This window comes from Streptomyces sp. NPDC048172 (assembly GCF_043202595.1).
In the GTDB taxonomy this organism is placed as follows: Bacteria; Actinomycetota; Actinomycetes; order Streptomycetales; family Streptomycetaceae; genus Streptomyces.
In genome coordinates this window covers 450,213-467,066 of the sequence record NZ_JBIDAT010000006.1, presented here as the reverse complement: position 1 = coordinate 467,066, position 16,854 = coordinate 450,213, and the positions used below count along the sequence as shown (strand labels likewise).

General features: G+C 73.1%; 18 protein-coding genes. 17 read left to right on the top strand and 1 reads right to left on the bottom strand.

What is annotated here, in order from left to right; translation table 11 throughout:
• Positions 1-105 precede the first annotated feature (105 nt).
• The 6 genes from ACGF3A_RS27865 (at position 106) to ACGF3A_RS27840 (ending at position 5,393) form a co-directional block, all read left to right on the top strand.
• Positions 106-1,536, top strand: a complete 1,431-nt coding sequence (locus tag ACGF3A_RS27865) for an MFS transporter (RefSeq protein ID WP_393733080.1) — start codon at positions 106-108, stop codon at positions 1,534-1,536.
• A gap of 83 nt (positions 1,537-1,619) precedes the next feature.
• The gene (locus ACGF3A_RS27860) at positions 1,620-2,066 is read left to right on the top strand and encodes a hypothetical protein (RefSeq protein ID WP_393733079.1); all 447 of its coding nucleotides are present in this window, start codon (positions 1,620-1,622) and stop codon (positions 2,064-2,066) included.
• Positions 2,067-2,097: 31 nt separating this feature from the next.
• The gene (locus ACGF3A_RS27855) at positions 2,098-2,697 is read left to right on the top strand and encodes a GDSL-type esterase/lipase family protein (protein WP_393733078.1); all 600 of its coding nucleotides are present in this window, start codon (positions 2,098-2,100) and stop codon (positions 2,695-2,697) included.
• A 116-nt stretch (positions 2,698-2,813) separates the two neighbouring features.
• Positions 2,814-4,370, top strand: a complete 1,557-nt coding sequence (locus tag ACGF3A_RS27850) for an acyl-CoA carboxylase subunit beta (RefSeq protein ID WP_393733077.1) — start codon at positions 2,814-2,816, stop codon at positions 4,368-4,370.
• Entirely contained in the window at positions 4,367-4,588 is a 222-nt protein-coding gene (locus ACGF3A_RS27845) for an acyl-CoA carboxylase subunit epsilon (protein WP_393733076.1), read from the top strand. The genes ACGF3A_RS27850 and ACGF3A_RS27845 overlap by 4 nt, the downstream gene beginning before the upstream one ends.
• A 40-nt stretch (positions 4,589-4,628) precedes the next feature.
• Positions 4,629-5,393 carry a BTAD domain-containing putative transcriptional regulator gene (locus ACGF3A_RS27840; RefSeq protein ID WP_393733075.1) on the top strand — a complete coding sequence of 255 codons (765 nt, stop codon included), beginning with the start codon at positions 4,629-4,631 and terminating at the stop codon, positions 5,391-5,393.
• Between the two features lie 12 nt (positions 5,394-5,405).
• Here ACGF3A_RS27840 and ACGF3A_RS27835 read toward each other — a convergent pair whose 3' ends face one another.
• Positions 5,406-6,407 (bottom strand): bifunctional lysylphosphatidylglycerol flippase/synthetase MprF, encoded by a 1,002-nt coding sequence (locus ACGF3A_RS27835; protein ID WP_393733074.1) that lies wholly within the window; start codon positions 6,405-6,407, stop codon positions 5,406-5,408.
• 268 nt (positions 6,408-6,675) lie between these two features.
• On the opposite strand from ACGF3A_RS27835, the gene ACGF3A_RS27830 reads away from it, so the two are divergent.
• Genes ACGF3A_RS27830 through ACGF3A_RS27780 form a run of 11 tightly spaced genes read left to right on the top strand, consistent with a single transcriptional unit; the run spans position 6,676 to position 16,845 of the window.
• Positions 6,676-8,334 (top strand): aldehyde dehydrogenase family protein, encoded by a 1,659-nt coding sequence (locus ACGF3A_RS27830; protein WP_393733395.1) that lies wholly within the window; start codon positions 6,676-6,678, stop codon positions 8,332-8,334.
• On the top strand, positions 8,322-9,458 hold the full coding sequence (locus tag ACGF3A_RS27825) for an acyl-CoA dehydrogenase family protein (protein WP_393733073.1): 1,137 nt from the start codon (positions 8,322-8,324) through the stop codon (positions 9,456-9,458). Before ACGF3A_RS27830 ends, ACGF3A_RS27825 begins: the two co-directional genes overlap by 13 nt.
• A gap of 16 nt (positions 9,459-9,474) precedes the next feature.
• Complete coding sequence (locus tag ACGF3A_RS27820) at positions 9,475-10,779, top strand: aspartate aminotransferase family protein (protein WP_393733072.1); 1,305 nt, start codon at positions 9,475-9,477, stop codon at positions 10,777-10,779.
• Positions 10,772-11,263: a type II toxin-antitoxin system RatA family toxin gene (locus tag ACGF3A_RS27815; RefSeq protein WP_393733071.1), complete on the top strand. Its 492-nt coding sequence runs from the start codon at positions 10,772-10,774 to the stop codon at positions 11,261-11,263. The genes ACGF3A_RS27820 and ACGF3A_RS27815 overlap by 8 nt, the downstream gene beginning before the upstream one ends.
• Positions 11,263-11,709: a hypothetical protein gene (locus tag ACGF3A_RS27810; RefSeq protein WP_393733070.1), complete on the top strand. Its 447-nt coding sequence runs from the start codon at positions 11,263-11,265 to the stop codon at positions 11,707-11,709. The genes ACGF3A_RS27815 and ACGF3A_RS27810 overlap by 1 nt, the downstream gene beginning before the upstream one ends.
• Positions 11,706-12,251: a flavin reductase family protein gene (locus ACGF3A_RS27805; protein ID WP_393733069.1), complete on the top strand. Its 546-nt coding sequence runs from the start codon at positions 11,706-11,708 to the stop codon at positions 12,249-12,251. Before ACGF3A_RS27810 ends, ACGF3A_RS27805 begins: the two co-directional genes overlap by 4 nt.
• Positions 12,251-13,234, top strand: coding sequence for a VlmB-like protein (locus tag ACGF3A_RS27800; protein ID WP_393733068.1), 984 nt, complete (start codon positions 12,251-12,253; stop codon positions 13,232-13,234). Before ACGF3A_RS27805 ends, ACGF3A_RS27800 begins: the two co-directional genes overlap by 1 nt.
• The gene (locus tag ACGF3A_RS27795; protein WP_393733067.1) at positions 13,231-14,310 is read left to right on the top strand and encodes a fatty acid desaturase family protein; all 1,080 of its coding nucleotides are present in this window, start codon (positions 13,231-13,233) and stop codon (positions 14,308-14,310) included. Before ACGF3A_RS27800 ends, ACGF3A_RS27795 begins: the two co-directional genes overlap by 4 nt.
• On the top strand, positions 14,307-15,311 hold the full coding sequence (locus ACGF3A_RS27790) for a beta-ketoacyl-ACP synthase III (RefSeq protein WP_393733066.1): 1,005 nt from the start codon (positions 14,307-14,309) through the stop codon (positions 15,309-15,311). The genes ACGF3A_RS27795 and ACGF3A_RS27790 overlap by 4 nt, the downstream gene beginning before the upstream one ends.
• 38 nt (positions 15,312-15,349) lie before the next feature.
• Positions 15,350-15,598 (top strand): acyl carrier protein, encoded by a 249-nt coding sequence (locus ACGF3A_RS27785; RefSeq protein WP_393733065.1) that lies wholly within the window; start codon positions 15,350-15,352, stop codon positions 15,596-15,598.
• Positions 15,595-16,845, top strand: coding sequence for a beta-ketoacyl-[acyl-carrier-protein] synthase family protein (locus ACGF3A_RS27780; protein WP_393733064.1), 1,251 nt, complete (start codon positions 15,595-15,597; stop codon positions 16,843-16,845). The genes ACGF3A_RS27785 and ACGF3A_RS27780 overlap by 4 nt, the downstream gene beginning before the upstream one ends.
• Positions 16,846-16,854 lie beyond the last annotated feature (9 nt).

The window sequence follows — 16,854 nt, the reverse complement described above, 5'->3', positions numbered from 1 at the left end:
GTACGTAGGTCCAGGACGACGGCTGGAACCTGCCAGCGCCCCCGTACGGGCCTTGGAAGAGTCGAGAGCGACAGACAGCGTCGAGGAGAGCCGACCCTCATGGCCATGAGCCCGGACACCGCCACCGTCACCGTGACGCGGCAGCCGACGTACCGGACGGTGGTGACCCTCGCCTCCGGGGCGATCTTCCTGTCGATCCTGGACGCCACCGTCGCCAATCTGGCGGTGACGGACATGCACGCGTCGTTCCCCGGCGCCTCGGTGACCTCGCTGACGTGGGTCATCTCCCTGTACGCCGTGGTGTTCGCGGCCTTCCTCGCCCCCGCGGGCCGCCTCGCGGACGTGGTCGGCCGACGGCGGCTCTACACCGTCGGCATGGGGGTGTTCACGCTCGCGTCGCTGGGCTGCGCGCTGGCGCCCGGCCTTCCCCTGCTGCTGGTGGCGCGCGCACTCCAGGGCCTCGGCGCCGCCGCCATGATCCCGGCGTCGCTCGCCGTGGTCCTCGCCGACGTCGCCCCGCACCGCAGACCGGCGGCGATCGGCGTGTGGAGCGCCGCCGCGTCCGCCGCTGCCGCCGCCGGGCCGAGCCTGGGCGGCGTCCTCATCGACGCGGTGGGCTGGCGCGCGGTGTTCTTCATCAACGTGCCGCTGGGTCTCGCCCTCCTCGCGGGCATCCGGGCGGTACGGCCGACTCCCGGGACCGCGAAGGGCGTTCCCGACGTGCTCGGCACGCTGACGCTGGCCGGAGGGACGGGGCTCCTGGTGCTCGGTGTCACCCAGGGCCCCGACTGGCACTGGACCGACCCCCGGACCGTCCTCTCCCTGACGGCCGGAGCGCTCCTGCTCGCCCTCGCCCTCGTACGGGCGCGACGGCACCCGGTGCCCGCGCTGCGGACCGAGCTGTGGCGGAGCCGGACCTTCGCCCTGGCGAACCTGGTCTCCCTGTTCTTCGGCGCGGCGCTGTACGCCTGGCTGCTGGTCGGGGCGCTGTTCGTGGTCGACGTCTGGCACTGGTCCCGTATCGCCGCCGGGCTCTCCATGAGCCCCGGCGCGGTCCTGTCCGCCGCCGTCGCGGTCCTGGTGGGCCGCTCGCTGAGCAGACGCTCGCCCGGCCCCGTCGTGTTCCTCGGCGCCGTGACCCTGGTGGCGGCCGGAGCGTGGCTGGCCACCGCGCTCACCGCGCAGCCCGCGCTGTGGCGCATGTGGATCCCCGTCGGGCTCCTCGCCGGGGCGGGCATCGGCGCCGTCAGCACCGGCGTCTCCAGCGCGGCGGCACTGTCCGTCGAACCCAGGGACTTCGCCGGGGCGACCGGGCTCAACACGGCCGTCCGCCAGATCGGCGGCGCCCTCGGCATCGCCGCGCTGGCGGCCATCCTCCCCGCCCACTCCTCGCCGGACCCGGACCTGGCCCCGTACACGCACGTCGTCCTCTTCAGCTGCGCCGCTGCCGCGGTCGCCGGACTGCTCGGACTGGGGCTCGGGCGCGCTCTGCCCCGGCGGGGTCGCTTCGGAAGAGCGGTTCGCCCTGTGGCGTGAAGTGAGCGCGAAGATGTGGGTTCCGCTCGACGCGCGCCGCGAGGCCCGCCGGGGGGGGGAGACCTTCCGGGCTGACCTGCGTCGTGCGCGGTGCCCTGCTGGGCGAGCAGGGCGGCCGGTGCGCACTGCTGCGTGCCGGGGACCTGACCCTGCGGGACAGCTCACGCCCCCACACCCTCGTGCTCGCGCCGGAGGGTCCGGACGCGCGGGCGCTGGTCCTGCAGTTCCCGCGGTCGCTGCTGCCGCTGCCCGAGCGGAACGTGCGGGACCTGGCGGACCCCCTGCTCGACAGCACATGCCAGTGCGCGCGGACTGAAGACCTGTGCGCTGAGCTGAAAGACCGGGCCGGGCCCCGGCACGCACCCTTGCCTCAGGGGCCGGGTACCAGCGCCCCGGCGGCCGCAGCGCTGACGGACTGCACGGGGGTCAGCCCGGAGGCGCGTACGCCGCCGGGGCGCTGGTACCCGGCCCCTTGGCCGTTCCGCCATCCAACGGCGCGTGCGGACCGAATAGGGGAGAGGCCCGCGTGAGGGCGGGGTGGTCCGACGGTCGTGTGTGCAGGTGAGCGCTGTGGTGGTCGAGGAAGCCGCGGAGATGGTCGGCGGGGCACCGTGGCGGCGGTTCGTCGTGCTCGGGGGGTCGGCGGCGCTCGTCAGGAGGCCGCGCCGCGGATACGCCCCCCGGTCCTGGGCGGACCTCGTCGCCTCGGCGCTGCGGTCGGAGCGTCCGGACCTGGCCTATCGCAACTTCGGCCGGTACGACACGTGCACGGCCGGGGTCAGAGCCGGGCAGCTGGCCGACGCGCTGGCGTTCCGGGGGGACCTGGCCGCCGTGGTGGCCGGGACCGAGGACGCGCTGCCCGGCTCGTTCGACCCCGACGCCACCGAGGCGGAGCTGCGCAGGATCGCCGGGCCGCTGCGCGACGCGGGCGCCGACGTGGTCCTGGTGGGGCCGTACGACGTCAGCCGCTCGGCGGCCGTGGCCGAGGAGGACCGGGCCCCGGTGCGCAAGAGGCTGCGGCTCCTCTCGGAGCGCACGCACTATCTGTCGCTCCGGCACGGGGCCTATTTCGTGGACCTCATCTCGCACCCTCCCGGCGCGGGGAACGGGATCCACGCCGTCACCGCCGCCGCGGTTCTCCGGACGCTGTCGTCCGGCTGACCAGCCGTCGGCTGAAGCCGTGGTTTCAGCGGCCTGTCAGTGACCGGTGCGAAATTGGCAGTCCGGCTCAAGGATTCCTGGAGCGGGACATGAGGACTTCCACGGGGGAAGAGGTCATGAGGACCGATACGGACGGACGCGTCTCCGAGCTTCGCAGAATCCGCGAGACCATTCGTACGGGATCCGACGAGCGGGCCACCCGGGCCCAGTGGGAGAAGGGGAAGCTCACCGTCCGGGAGCGCCTCGCCCTCCTCCTCGACGACGGCACCTTCACGGAGGTCGAGGCGCTGCGCCGGCACCGGGCCACCGGCTTCGGACTGCGTGAGAACCGGCCGTACACCGACGGTGTCGTCACCGGTTGGGGAGAGGTGCACGGCCGGACCGTCTTCGTCTACGGGCACGACTTCCGGATGTTCGGCGGCGCGCTCGGAGAGGCGCACGCGGAGAAGATCCACAAGCTGATGGACCTGGCCGCCTCGACGGGCGCGCCGCTGGTCAGTCTGAACGACGGGGCGGGTGCCCGTATCCAGGAGGGCGTCGCGGCGCTGGCCGGTTACGGCGGCATCTTCCAGCGCAACACCCGCAACTCCGGCGTGATCCCCCAGATCAGCGTGGTGCTCGGCCCGTGCGCGGGCGGCGCCGCCTACTCCCCGGCCCTCACGGACTTCGTGCTCATGGTCCGGGGCACCTCGCAGATGTTCCTCACCGGGCCCGACGTGGTGCGGCGGGTGACCGGCGCGGAGGTGACGCGCGAACAGCTCGGCGGGGCGGACGTGCACGCCACCGCCTCCGGCGTCGCGTCGCTCGCCTACGACGACGAGGAGAGCTGCCTGGAGGACGTGCGGTACCTGCTGTCGCTGCTGCCCTCGAACAACCGGGAGCTGCCGCCCGAGGCCGCCACGGACGACCCCGTGGGGCGTACGACGGGCAGGCTGCTGGAGATCGTGCCCGCCGATCCCGGGCGCTCCTACGACATGCGCGACGTCCTGGGCGAGATCGTGGACGACGGCGACCACTTCGAGGTGCAGCCCTCCTGGGCCCGCAATGTGCTGTGCGCGCTCGCCCGGCTCGGCGGCCAGGTCGTGGGGGTGGTCGGCAGTCAGCCGGCCGTCATGGCGGGGGTGCTGGACATCCACGCCAGCGAGAAGGCGGCACGGTTCGTCCAGTTCTGCGACGCCTTCAGCATTCCCCTGGTGACGCTCGTCGACGTGCCCGGATTCCTGCCCGGGGCCGAGCAGGAGCACGGGGGAATCATCCGGCACGGCGCGAAACTGCTCTACGCGTACTGCAATGCCACGGTGCCCCGGATCCAGCTCATTCTGCGCAAGGCGTACGGCGGCGCCTACATCGTGCTGGATTCCCGGTCGATCGGGGCCGATCTCTCCTTCGCGTGGCCCACCAACGAGATAGCGGTGATGGGCGCGGAAGGCGCCGCCGAGGTGATATTCCGGCGGGAGATCTCCGGCGCCGCCGACCCGGACGCGCTGCGCGCGCGGCGCGTCAAGGAGTACGAAGAGGAACTGATGCATCCGTACTACGCCGCGGAGCGGGGGCTGGTCGACGACGTCATCGACCCGTCCGACACCCGGAGGGTGCTGATCGAAGCGCTCCGTGTGCTCCGGACGAAGCACGCCTCGTTCCCCTCGCGCAAGCACGGGAATCCGCCGGTATGACCGGGGCCGGACCGTCCCGCCTCCGCGTGCCGTTCCGCCTCCGCGTGGTGCGCGGAAATCCCACCGCCGAGGAAGTCGCCGTCCTGGCCGCCGTCCTGACAGCTTCTCTGACGACGAGCCCGCATGCCCGGCGGCGGTCCGTGTCCGCGCGCGCCCCGTGGAAGCAGTGGATGTGCTCCTACACGGCACCGGGCACCTGGGAAAGCGATCGCTTCTAGATTCACCGTTCACAGCTCATGGTTCACGGGGGAGTGTCACATGCAGATCAGTGTTCTGGGCCCGCTGCAACTCGTCGAGCAGGGAGTGCCGGTGAAAGTGCCGGGAGAGAAACTCCGGGCCATCGTCGCGTCCTTGTCCCTCACCCCCGGCACGCCGGTGCTCGCGGGGGATCTCCTCGACGAACTGTGGGGGGAGCGGCCGCCCCGTACGGCGGAGAACTCCCTCCAGTCGCACATCGCCCGCTTACGCCGCGTCCTCGCCGAGCAGACCGGGAAACCGGCGACACGGGATCTCGTCCGGACCACGCACTCCGGCTATCTGCTCGCCGTCGCCCCCGAGGACGTGGACGCCTTCCGCTTCACCCAGGCCGTGGAGCGCGCCGGGAGCTGCCTGGCGGGCGATCCCGAGCGCAGCATCGAGACGCTCACGGGCGCGTTCGCCGAGTGGCGGGGCCCCGCGCTGCTGGACGCCGGGGGCGGGATGATCTGCCGGATGGCCTACGTCAGGCTGGAGGAGACCCGGCTGATCGCGCGCGAACTGCTCGTCGAGGCGCGGCTGAAGCTCGGGCAGCACCAGAGGACGGTTCCCGAACTGGAACAGCTGCTGACCCGGCACCCCTTGCGCGAGCGCTTCTGCGAACAGCTGATGACCGCGCTCTACCGCTCGGGACGGCAGGCCGACGCCATCAACACCTACCACCGCGTCCGGCGCCACCTCTCCGCCGAACTCGGCATCGAACCCGGTCCAGGAATGCGGAACACGCTCAAAGAGGTCCTCCTGCAGAAGGAGACGCTGCTGCGCTGAAGGGCCTCGGGCTCAGACCGAGTTCGTCACCCGCAGCACGTGCCAGACAGCGCGCAGGCTGGCCCGGCCCTCGAAGGCCAGATACTCGGGCAGCACGAGGTGCGGTCCCCATTTCCGCTTGTACGCGAGCTGGCTGCGCGCCGGGTAGACGCGGTCGCCCCGCTCGGCCAGCAGCCGCATCAGCTTCCCGGTGAGCGCGCTGTGCGGCTCCACCTCCAGCCGCGCGTCCAGCCCCGTGAACGGCGTGAACCCGAAGTGCAGCCACTCGGCCCGCTCGCGCGTGAAGGTCTCCGTCGCGGCGACGTTGACCGCCTCCATCACGCCGGGCGGCGTCCCGGGCATCCGCCTGCTGAGGTCGTGCAGCCAGCCGCTGCGGGACCCGTAGACGGGGGAGTACGAGATGTACGCGCGCGGCGTGCCGTCGAGCGAGCCGAGGAAGAGCCTGCGGTGCCGCTGGAGGGGGCCGCCCAGCTCGCCGACCAGGAACTCGATCTCCTTCGCATGGCGGCCCTTGCCCCGCAGCCACGCCCCGTCGATCTCCCGGACGTCCGCGCGGTGCGCGTCGTACGGCACCTCGCGCACGGTGAGGCCGCTCCTGCGTGCCCGGGACACCTTGTTGCGCAGCTTCATGAACTCGGGCCCGCGCAGCGTGAATTCGGGGAGCCGCACGGCGTAGGAGCTGCCGACCTGATTGAGGGTGAAGCCCGCCGCGGCGTACACGCCGGTGTCCGCGCGCTGGAGCTGGACCCCTACGATCCGGCGGCGCCGCGACCTGGCGTACGCCCGGAACTCCCGCAGCACGGTGCTCTGCTGCTCCGGAGGGCCGAAGACCCCGCCGAACTGGACGAGGAAGGGGCCCGCCTCCCGGTAGGCGACGCATTCTCCTCCGGAACCGAGGAAGAACGCGTTCGAGGCGTTCAGGGCGAGAAAGGAGCTGGGGTTCTCCCCGTACTTCCGCACGGCGGTGAACGCCGTCTCCAGCCGGGTGAGAAGGGTTTCCGGTGTCTGCGTCATGCCTCGCGCTCCGGGATCGGCGGGCCGGGTCGCCCCCGACGGTAGGCACGGCCGCCCGGAACCGGCTGAGGCGCGGATGTCAGCGGCGTCTCAGCCCCTTCTCAGCGGTGCTTGTGAGAGTCGGTGGAGACGGGCGGCCGGACCGCCGCCCCGGATTCTCCGCACCGAAGGAGCGGGAGTGGACCGTACGCAGGAGTTCCCCAGGATCACGCAGCGGCACCCGGGCGTCGGCCGGAACGGGACGCCGCTGCCCGGCTACTCCTCCTACGTGGACGGCCGGACCGTACCCGCCGAGGAGTGGGTCTACGTGCTCGACTCCAGCTCCCTCCTCGACGACGTCTTCGCGAGCCTCACCCTGAAGCGGAAGCTGGAGCAGGGGCGGCTGTCGCCCGCCGACTGCCCCGGGACCGTGGTGGGCCGCGTCGCCAAGGCCGACCGCGCGACGGTGGAACGGGCGGTCGAAGCGGCCGCCCGCGCCGCGCCGGAGTGGGGCGCCTTCCCGCTGGAGACCCGGCTCGACGAGGTCGGCACGCTGCTCCGCCGGCGGCTGGAGGAGCACGCCGAGGACATCGCGGCGCTCCTCGTCGCGGAGGGCCATCCGCTGGCCCTCGCCCGCTGGCAGGTGTCGGGGATGCTCGACTGCTTCGGGAGCGAGTCGCTCGGCTTCTACCGCTCGCAGATGCTGCAGGAGTTCCACCGGGGCGAGCGGCGGCTCCAGGTCCGCCGCAGGCCGGACGGCGTGGTGTGTCTCAACCCGCCGCAGAACGCGCCCCTGTCCAGCGCGCTGCTCGGCGTGACCGCCGTGATGGGCGGCAACGCCCTCGTGGTCCGCGCCCCGCGCAGCGCCCCGCTCGGCGTCATGTACGTGATGCAGGAGATCGTCGGCCCCGTGCTGGCCGAGGTGGGCGCGCCGCCCGGGACCCTGAACGCCGTCTGCGGCGACCCGGCGCCCCTGCTCTCCGCCTGGCTGGAGCACCCGGCCGTGGACGACATCATCTACTTCGGCAGCAGCGAGAACGGCGCCCGGTTCGAGGCCCGCTGCGTCGCCGCGGGCAAGAAGCCGATCCTGGAGCTGGCCGGGAACGACATCGTCACCGTCTGGAAGGACGCCGATCTCGACCTGGCGGCCGAGGCGCTGACCGAGAGCTTCTACGGCTCCGGCCAGCTGTGCATGATCCCCAACCTGGTGCTGGTCCACCCGGAGGCCGCCGAGGGGCTGGTCGAGCGCCTCGTACGGCAGATCGGCCACGTCCGGCCCGGCCACCCGTGGGAGGACGACGTCCTGCTGACGCCGGTGCTGCGCTCCGAGAAGTTCTTCGCCTGCCTCCAGGACGCGCGGGACAAGGGCGCCGAGGTGGTCTGCGGCGGGCACGCCATGCGGCTCGACGAGACCCGCGACCCGCACGGGATCTTCCTGGAGCCGACAGTGGTCCTCGTGCGCGGCCTCGACGGGGCACGGGAGATCGAGGCCGTACGGCACGAGACGTTCTTCCCGCTGCTGCCCCTCGTCGTCGCCGCACCGGACACCCCGGACGGCGAACTGCTCGACAGCTTCGTGGACTTCGTGAACACCAACCGGTACGGGCTGCGGAACTCGCTGTGGGCCAGGGACGGGAAGACGGTCGACGCGTTCCTCGCCCGCGTGGCCAGCGGCGGACTGCTCAAGGTCAACGACTCCCACATCGGCTTCCTGCCCTACCTCCCCACGCACGGCGGTACGGGCCTGACCGGCGGGGTGTTCGGCGAGGCCAACTACCCGATCCTGCGGACCACGCACATGCAGGGCGTGAGCATCAGCACCGGTTCCCGCCCCAAGGAGGCCGTCTTCGGCGCCTGGCGGCGGCTCACGCCGTACGAGCGGAACACCGGACGGAACATCGAGCGGAACCCCCAGCGGAGCACCGAGGAGAAGCCATGCGCGCGCTGAACGCGGCCCGCCGGGTCTGCGAGGCCCATCTGCCCGGCCTGCTGGAGAGCCTGGCCGCCGTGCCCCCGGCCGAGCTGGAACGGCCGGGGAGCCCGGCCGTCGAGCTCTTCCGCCGCCACGGCGGCCCGGGACTGGTGATCCCCAAGACGTACGGGGGAAGTGGCGCCGACCCGGTGGAGGCCACCGCCGTCACCCGGGCCCTGGCCGCCGCGAGCCCCTCGCTCGCCGTGGCCACCACGATGCACCACTTCTCCGTCGCCACCCTCTTCTCGCTCGCCGACAGCCTGCAGAGCGCGGGCGTGGAGTGGGCGCTGCTGGAGGGCATCGTCGAGCAGCGGCTGCTGGTCGCCTCCGGCTTCGCCGAGGGGCGGCCCGGGCGCGGCATCCTCAGCCCCACCGTCGAGGCCCGGCCCGCGGAGAAGGGCTTCCTGATCACCGGCGCCAAGAAGCCCTGCAGCCTCTCGCGCTCCATGGACCTGCTCACGGCGAGCGTCGCCCTGCCCAACCCGGACGGCACCCACGACATGGCCGTCGTCCTCGTCCCCAAGGACGCCGAGGGGCTGACCGTCCACCCCTTCTGGTCGAGCTCGGCCCTGGCCGGGGCCGAGAGCGACGAGGTCCGGCTGACCGCGGTGCACGTCGACGAGCAGCAGCTCATGCGCACCGAACTGGGGGACCAGGGCGAGCTGGACGAGCTGCAGACCGTCGGCCTCATCTGGTTCGAGCTGCTGATCACGGCCTCGTACGTGGGCATCGCGAGCGCCCTCGTCGAGCGCGTCCTCGCGGCGGACCGGGGCAGCGACTCCGAACGGGCCGCCCTGCTCACACGGCTGGAGACCGCGCACCTGCTCACCGAGGGCACAGCCCGCATGATCCGCGACGGCGCCGTGGGCAACGACGGCCTCGCCCGCGCCCTGGTGGCCCGCTACGGCGCCCAGGACGCGGTCCGGGACGCGGTCGGGCAGGCCGTGGAGCTGCTCGGCGGCATGGCGTTCATCGGCTCCGACGACATCGCCCGTCTCGCCGCCGCCTCGCACGGCCTCTCCTTCCACCCGCCCTCCCGTACGAGCTGCGCCCGGCCGCTCCTGGATCACGCGGCGGGCCACCCGCTGCGGCTGGCCTGAGGAGGGCGTCGCGACGATGACCGACCCCGGCGAAGGACTCGCCCGTGAAGACATCGGCAGGCTCTACCGCACCCGGCTGAGCAAGGGACGGGCGACGCTCGGCGAACTCTTCGGCGGCCACCAGGAGACCGGTTCGGAGGGCGCCTGGGTCACCACGGCCACCGGCTGCCGCTTCCTGAACTGCGGCGGGTACGGCGTCTTCCTGATGGGCGCCCGGCACCCCACCGTCGTCCGGTACGTCACCGAGCAGCTCCGCCGGCACCCCGTCGCCACCCGCCTCTTCCTGGAGCCCCAGGCCGCGCTCGCCGCCGACGCGCTGCTCCGTACGGCCCCGCCGGGCCTGGAACGCGTGCACTTCGCGTGCTCCGGCGCGGAGGCCGTCGAGGCGGCCGTCAAGCTGGCCCGTACGCGCGGCAGGGACCAGCTCGTGGCCGCGCACGGCGGCTACCACGGGAAGACGATGGGGGCGCTGAGCCTCACCGGCAAGGCCGTCTTCCAGGAGCCGTTCCGGCCGCTGCTGCCCGGCACCCACCACGTCCCCTACGGCGACGCGGAGGCGCTGGGGGCGCTGCTCGCCACGATGCCGGGCCGCGCCTGCGTCGTCCTCGAACCCGTGCAGGGCGAGGCCGGGGTCGTCATCCCGCCCGTCGGCTATCTGCGCGCGGTGCGGGAGCTGTGCCGGGAGCACGGCGCGCTGCTCGTGCTGGACGAGATCCAGACCGGGCTGGGGCGGCTCGGCCACTGGTGGGGCGCGGTCGAGGAGCGGGTGACCCCGGACATGCTGCTGGCGGGGAAGGGGCTGGGCGGCGGCGTGCTGCCGGTCTCCGCCGTGCTCGCCTCGGCCGAGGTCTTCAGCGCCTTCGACAAGGACCCGTACATCCACACGTCCACGTTCTCCGCGACCCCGCTCGCCATGGCCGCCGTCCAGGGGGCGCTGGCCGCCGTCGAGGAGGGGGACCTCGTCCGGCGCGCCCAGGACCTGGGCCGCGAACTGCTGAGGGAGATCTCCCGCATCGCACGGCGGCACTTCGGCGGCCTGGTGCGCGAGGTGCGCGGCAAAGGGCTGCTCATCGGCGTCGAGTTCACCGTCCCCGGGCCCGCCGGGGACCTGCTCGTCGAACTCGTCGACAACGGGGTGGTGGCGAACCACTCCCTCAACTCGCACCTGGTGCTGCGCCTCACCCCGCCCGCCGTGCTGACCCCGGCCGAGACCGCGTTCCTCTACGAGGCCTTCGACCGCGCCTGCCGCGCCCAGGCCGCCCGCCATGTCCCCCATGCCCGCCCCGCACCGACGAGAGAAAGCGGCACGATCCATGCGTAGCGTCGAGGTGACCATCGGACTCACCGGCGTCCCCCCGGACGCGGTGTACGAACGGGTGAGGCAGTTCGCCCGGTACCCGGAGCTGGTGCCCGTGGTGCGCTCCGTCTCCGTCCACGCGATCGACGACGGGGAGGAGACCAGCGACTGGGAGGTGTACTTCCGGAACGGCATCCTGCGCTGGACCGAGTCGGACCACTTCGACCGGCAGGCCCTCACCATCTCCTTCGCCCAGCTCGACGGGGACTTCGAGGAGTTCACCGGCACATGGCACGTCTCCGCGTCCGGGGAGCCGGGGGAGAGCGCGCGGGTCCTCTTCCGCGCCGCGTTCGACTTCGGCATCCCCAGCCTCGCGGGCATCCTCGAACCCGTCGCCGAGCGCGTCATGAAGGAGACCATCGCCCGCGTCGTGCTCTGCCTCTTCGCCTCCGGCACCGTCGTCGGCGACGACGCGCTGGCCCGGGCGGTCGCGGCGGCGGTGGCCTGATGGACACCAGGAACCTGTTCATGACCCCCGTGACGGCGGCCCTCGTCCGCGCCGAGTACGGGCTCGGCCTGCTCGTCGCCCTCGTGCTCTTCTTCGCCCACCTGCCGGACGTGCGCTGGGTCCCGGCCGTCGTGCTGTTCGTCTACATCGACCTCGTCGGCTATCTCCCCGGCGCCGTCCGGTACCGGCGGCACGGCGGCGAACTGCCCCGGATCTACTACCTGCTCTACAACGTCATGCACTCCCTGGTCACCCAGGGCCTCCTGGCGCTCGCGTGGATCTGGCTGTGGGGCTTCGAGTGGGCGCTGCTCGCGCTGCCGATCCATCTCTTCGGCGACAGGGCGCTGTTCGGCAACTACCTCAAGCCCTTCGGGGTGCGGTTCGAGCCCGTGCGGCACCCGGCGTACGACCGCTTCCGCGCCGACTACGAGGCCGAGCTGACATGACGTCCGCCGCGACCCGTTCACCGCACCCCGACACCGGCCTCGTCGCGGTCATGCGTCACTTCGTGACGGGCGTGACGGTGCTGACGAGCGGCCAGGGCGAGGAGACCGAGGGCGTCACGGTGAGTACGTTCACCGTCGTCACGGGCGCCCCACCGCTCGCGTGCGTGGCGCTCCGTTCCGGCAGCCGGGGGTTACGGGCGCTCCTGGACGCCCAGGTGTTCGTGGCCAACGGGCTCTCCGCCGGACAGGAGGCGCTGGCCCGCCACTTCGCCCGCCGCACCCGGCCGCGCGGGCTCACACAGCTCCCGCCGACGGCCTGGCTCGCCGGGGACGACGCGGACGGTGCCGAGGGCCTGCCCCGGCTGAGCGGAGCCGCCGCCTGGCTGACGTGCCGCACCGAGCGGACCGTCGCCCTCGGGGACCACGAGCTGGTCGTCGCCCACGTCGTCGGCGCGGCGCACACCGACCGTCCTCCGCTGCTGAGCTTCGCCGACGCGTTGCACCCGGGCCCCATGAACCACCGAGCGGAAAGGGAATCATGATGGCGTCACCGTCACCGTCACCGTCACCGTCACCCGGCACCCCGGCCGAAGCGGACTGGGAGCAGGCGCCCTCGCTCCTGGACGGAGCCTCGCACCTGACCCTGACGGCGGCCGACTGCGACCTGCGCTACTGGCTGGGCGCCGTGCCCCACGGCACCCTGCGCGGGAACGTCCTCGGCCACGCGGACGACGTACGGCCGACGGACGCCGTCTCCCGTCCCGGGCCGCTCAACAGCGCGCTCACGCAGGAGCTGGCGTACCGCTCGGTGGCCGAGGAGAAGGCCACCCGGGCGCTCGGCCACCTGGTGGCCCTGGCGCCGGACGTCGGGACCATGGAGTTCTACGCCACCCAGCTCCTCGACGAGGCCCGGCACAGCATGGTCTTCCGGCGCCACCTGCTGCGGCTCGGCGTGGCCGAGGACCGGCTCGCCGCGACGGTCGACGCGCTGGCGGCCGAGGACCGGGAACGGATCCTGGAGCCGCTGGAGACGCTGGGGCTGCGCGTCCTGCGCGAGGAGCGCGACTTCATCGGCGGCGTGCTGGTGCTGACCGTGCTGGTCGAGGGGGTCCTCGCCCCGGCGGCGGAGCTCAGCGAACGCAAGTGGCGGGTCTTCGACCCGGCGGCGGCCGACATCGAGCGCGGCGCGGGGATCGACGAGATCCGGCATCTGACCGTCGGCAGCTCGGTCGTGCGCGCGCACCTGCTCGACCACCCGGAGGACAAGCCGCGGCTGCTGGAGCTGATGCGGGAGGGCTACGCGCTGTGGGAGAAGCTCCCGACGACGGAGCAGCTCCTGCGCCGGGAGCGGCTCTTCCAGGAGGGCGTCGAGGCGCACAGGCGGCTGCTCGGCGACTACGAGGTGTGGCCCGGGCGCCGCCTGGTGGACACCACGCCGGAGGAGCGGCTGGAGACCGGCCACGAGTGGGCCCGGCGGATGCAGCGGACCCGCCTTCGTCACATGGGCCTGGAGGAGGCGACATGAGTTCCGGAGAGACCACCGAGACCGCTACGACTGCTGAGACCGTCGGGAGTGCCGAGCTGCGGGAGGTCACCGAGCTGGTGCGGACGGCGGGCTGGCTGGACGCGCAGCCCGTCTACTACTCGTTCAAGATCGCGTCCAACCTCGTGCTGCTGGCCGGGGGATGGAGCGCGTTCGTGCTGGTCGGCGACAGCTGGTGGCAGCTGGCCGTCGCGGCCTGCCTCGCCGTCTGCTTCGGGCAGACCGACCTCATCGGCCACGACGCGGGGCACCGGCAGATCTACCGGACCCGGCGCGCGACCGAGATCATCGGCTACACGCACGGCAACCTGCTGACCGGGGTGAGCTTCGGCTGGTGGGTCGGGCACCACACCAAGCACCACAACCACCCCAACCACCTCTCCCGCGACCCGGACATCCTGCGCCGCCAGGTGATCTTCGACGCGGGGGACCGGCACAAGAAGGGCGACGGCCGCGCCGCGCGGTTCATCGTGCGCCACCAGGCGTGGATGTTCTACGTGCTGATCCTCATGGAGGGGCTGCGGCTGCACGCCTCGGGCTATGTGGCGGCGCGCAAGGGGGCGCTGAAGCGGCACGCCGCGCTGGACCTCGGCCTGCTGACGCTGCATCTGGCCGCGTATCTGACGGTCGTCTTCACGCTGCTCTCCCCGGGCGTGGCGGTCGCCTTCCTCGTCGTCCACCAGGCGCTGTTCGGCTTCTACATGGGCATCCTCTTCGCCCCGAACCACAAGGGCCTGCCGGTCCGCGACGGCGCGACGGAGGAGCTGGACTGGCTCACCCGGCAGGTCGTCACCTCCCGCAACCTGGCCCCCAACCGGGTCACGGACTTCTTCTTCGGCGGCCTCAACTACCAGATCGAGCACCACCTCTTCCCCTCCATGCCGCGCCGCAACCTGCGCCGCGCACAGCCCGCGGTCAAGGAGTACCTGCTGCGCCACGGCTGCCCCTACGCCGAGGAGCGGCTGCTCCGCTCGTACCTCGACGTCTCCGGATATCTCGGCGAGGTCAGCCGCGAGGCGGCCGGTGCCGGGGCGGCCGTGGCAGGGGGCGGAGGATGAGCCCCCGCGCGGCCGTACTGGCCGGACTCGGCTCCTGGCTCCCGCCGCGCGTCGTCACCAACGAGGAACTGTCCCGGGAGCTCGACACCACCGACGCGTGGATCACCAGCCGCACGGGGATCCGCCGCCGTCACGTCGCCGAACCCGGTACGGCCACCTCAGGGCTGGCGGTGGAGGCGGGCCTGCGGGCGCTGAAGTCGGCCGGGGTGCCGGACGTGGACGCCGTGGTGCTGGCCACCACGACGCCCGACAGACCGTGCCCCGCCACGGCACCCGCCGTCGCCGCCGAGCTGGGCCTCGGCACCGTCCCCGCCTTCGACGTGGGGGCCGTCTGCACGGGGTTCCTGTACGCCCTGGCCGCCGGGAGCGGGCTGCTGGCGGCGGAGTGCGCGGACAGCGTGCTCGTGATCGGCGCGGACACCTTCAGCGGCATCCTCGACCCGGCGGACCGCTCCACGCGGGCCATCTTCGGGGACGGCGCGGGCGCGGTCGTGCTGCGCGCGGGCGACTCTACGGAACCGGGCGCGCTCGGGCCGCTGCTGCTCGGCAGCGACGGGACGGGGGAGGACCTGATCACCGTGCGCTCGGGCGGGTCCCGCGCTCCGGTACGGGCGGTGACGGCGGGGGAGGCCGACCCGTACTTCCGTATGGCGGGCAGGACCGTCTTCCGCGCCGCCGTCGAACGGATGGCGGACGCGGCCACGGAGGTGGCCCGCCGCGCGGGATGGAGTGCCCGGGGCATCGACCGGATCGTCGCGCACCAGGCCAACCTGCGGATCCTGCACGCCACGGCGGACCGCATGCGCCTCCCGCGGTCGCGCTTCCCCGTGCACCTGGACGCGGTCGGCAACACCGCCGCGGCCTCGGTCCCGCTCGCGCTGGCGCACGCCGCCGGGACCGGCGAGCTGCTGCCGGGGCACCGCACCGTGCTCACGGCCTTCGGCGGCGGACTGACCTGGGGGGCGTGCGCGCTCCGCTGGCCCGCCGTCACCCCGCTCTGAGCGCCCATGAACGACTACCGATCTGAGGAGTGCGACACATGAGCAGTACCTACGACCGTCTGGTGAACCTGCTGTCCCAGGGCTTCGGCGTCGAGGCCCACGAGGTCGGCCCGGAGGACACGTTCACCGACATGGAGCTGGACTCGCTCGCGCTGGTGGAGCTGACGCTGGCCACGCAGGAGGAGTTCGGCATCTCGCTCTCGGACGACGACCTGAACCCGCACCACACCATGGCCGAGGCTGCCGAGGTCGTCGACACCAAACTCGTGACGGCAACGTCCTCATGAGGACGCCGAACGCCCCCATCCACGCCCCCTTCCACGCCGCCGTCACCGGCCTCGGCATGGTCACCGCCGGGGGAGTGGGCACCGCGCCGACCTGGGCGAGTCTGCTCGCCGCCGAGGGGACGGCGGCCGGTCCTGTGCCCGCCCTCGCGGGCGTACCGGCCGACTTCGGCTGCTGGATACCCGGCTTCGACCCGGCGGAGGCGGTGGGCCGCCGCAAGGCGTGGCGGCTGGACCGCAGCAGTCAGCTGGCCCTCGCGGCCGCCGCCGAGGCCCTGGCCGACGCCGGGCTCGACCCCGGGACGTGGGACGGCGCCCGGGTGGGCGTGGTGCTCGGCAGCGGGATCGGGGGCGCCGCCACCTGGGAGAAGCAGCACCAGATCCTGCGCGAGCGGGGCGCCGAGAAGGTCTCCGCGCTGCTGATCCCGATGCTCGCGGTGAACATGAGCGCCGGGTATCTCGCCATGGAGTACGGCGCCCGTGGACCCAACTTCGTGACGGCGACCGCCTGCGCCTCCGGGACCACCGCGATCGGCGTCGCGCGCGAGATGCTGCGCAACGGCAGCTGCGACGTCGTCCTCACCGGCGGCACCGAGGCGTGCCTCATCCCCTCGATCATCTCCGGCTTCCACCAGATGGGCGCGCTCTCCCGGCGGCGCGACGAACCGATGGCCGCCTCCCGGCCGTTCGACGCGGGCCGGGACGGCTTCGTCCCCGCGGAGGGCGCGGCGGTGCTCGTCCTGGAGCGGCCGGAGGGCGCGCGGGCGCGCGGGGCCCGCGTACGGGCGCGGATCAGCGGCTACGGCGCGTCCGCCGACGCCCACAACGCCACGGCCCCCGACCCCGAGGGCACGGGGGCGGAACTCGCCCTGCGCGCCGCGCTGGCGGACGCCGGCGCCCTCCCGTCGGACGTCGACCACGTGAACGCGCACGGCACCTCCACGCCGCTGAACGACGCGATGGAGGGCAGGCTGATCCGCAGGGTCCTCGGCGAGCGCCCGGCCGTGACGTCCGTGAAGGGGGTCACCGGCCACGCGCTCGGCGCCGCCGGGGCCATCGAGGCGGCGGCCACCGCGCTGACCCTGGAACGGGGAGTCGTCCCGCCGACCGCGAACCTCGACTCCCCGGACCCCTCGATCGGCCTCGACGTCGTCGCCAAGGCGAGCCGCCGGACGCGCGTCGAGGTGGCCGTCAGCAACTCCTTCGGCTTTGGCGGCCAGAACGCCGTGCTCGTCCTCACGCGCGGGTGAGGGGGTGGA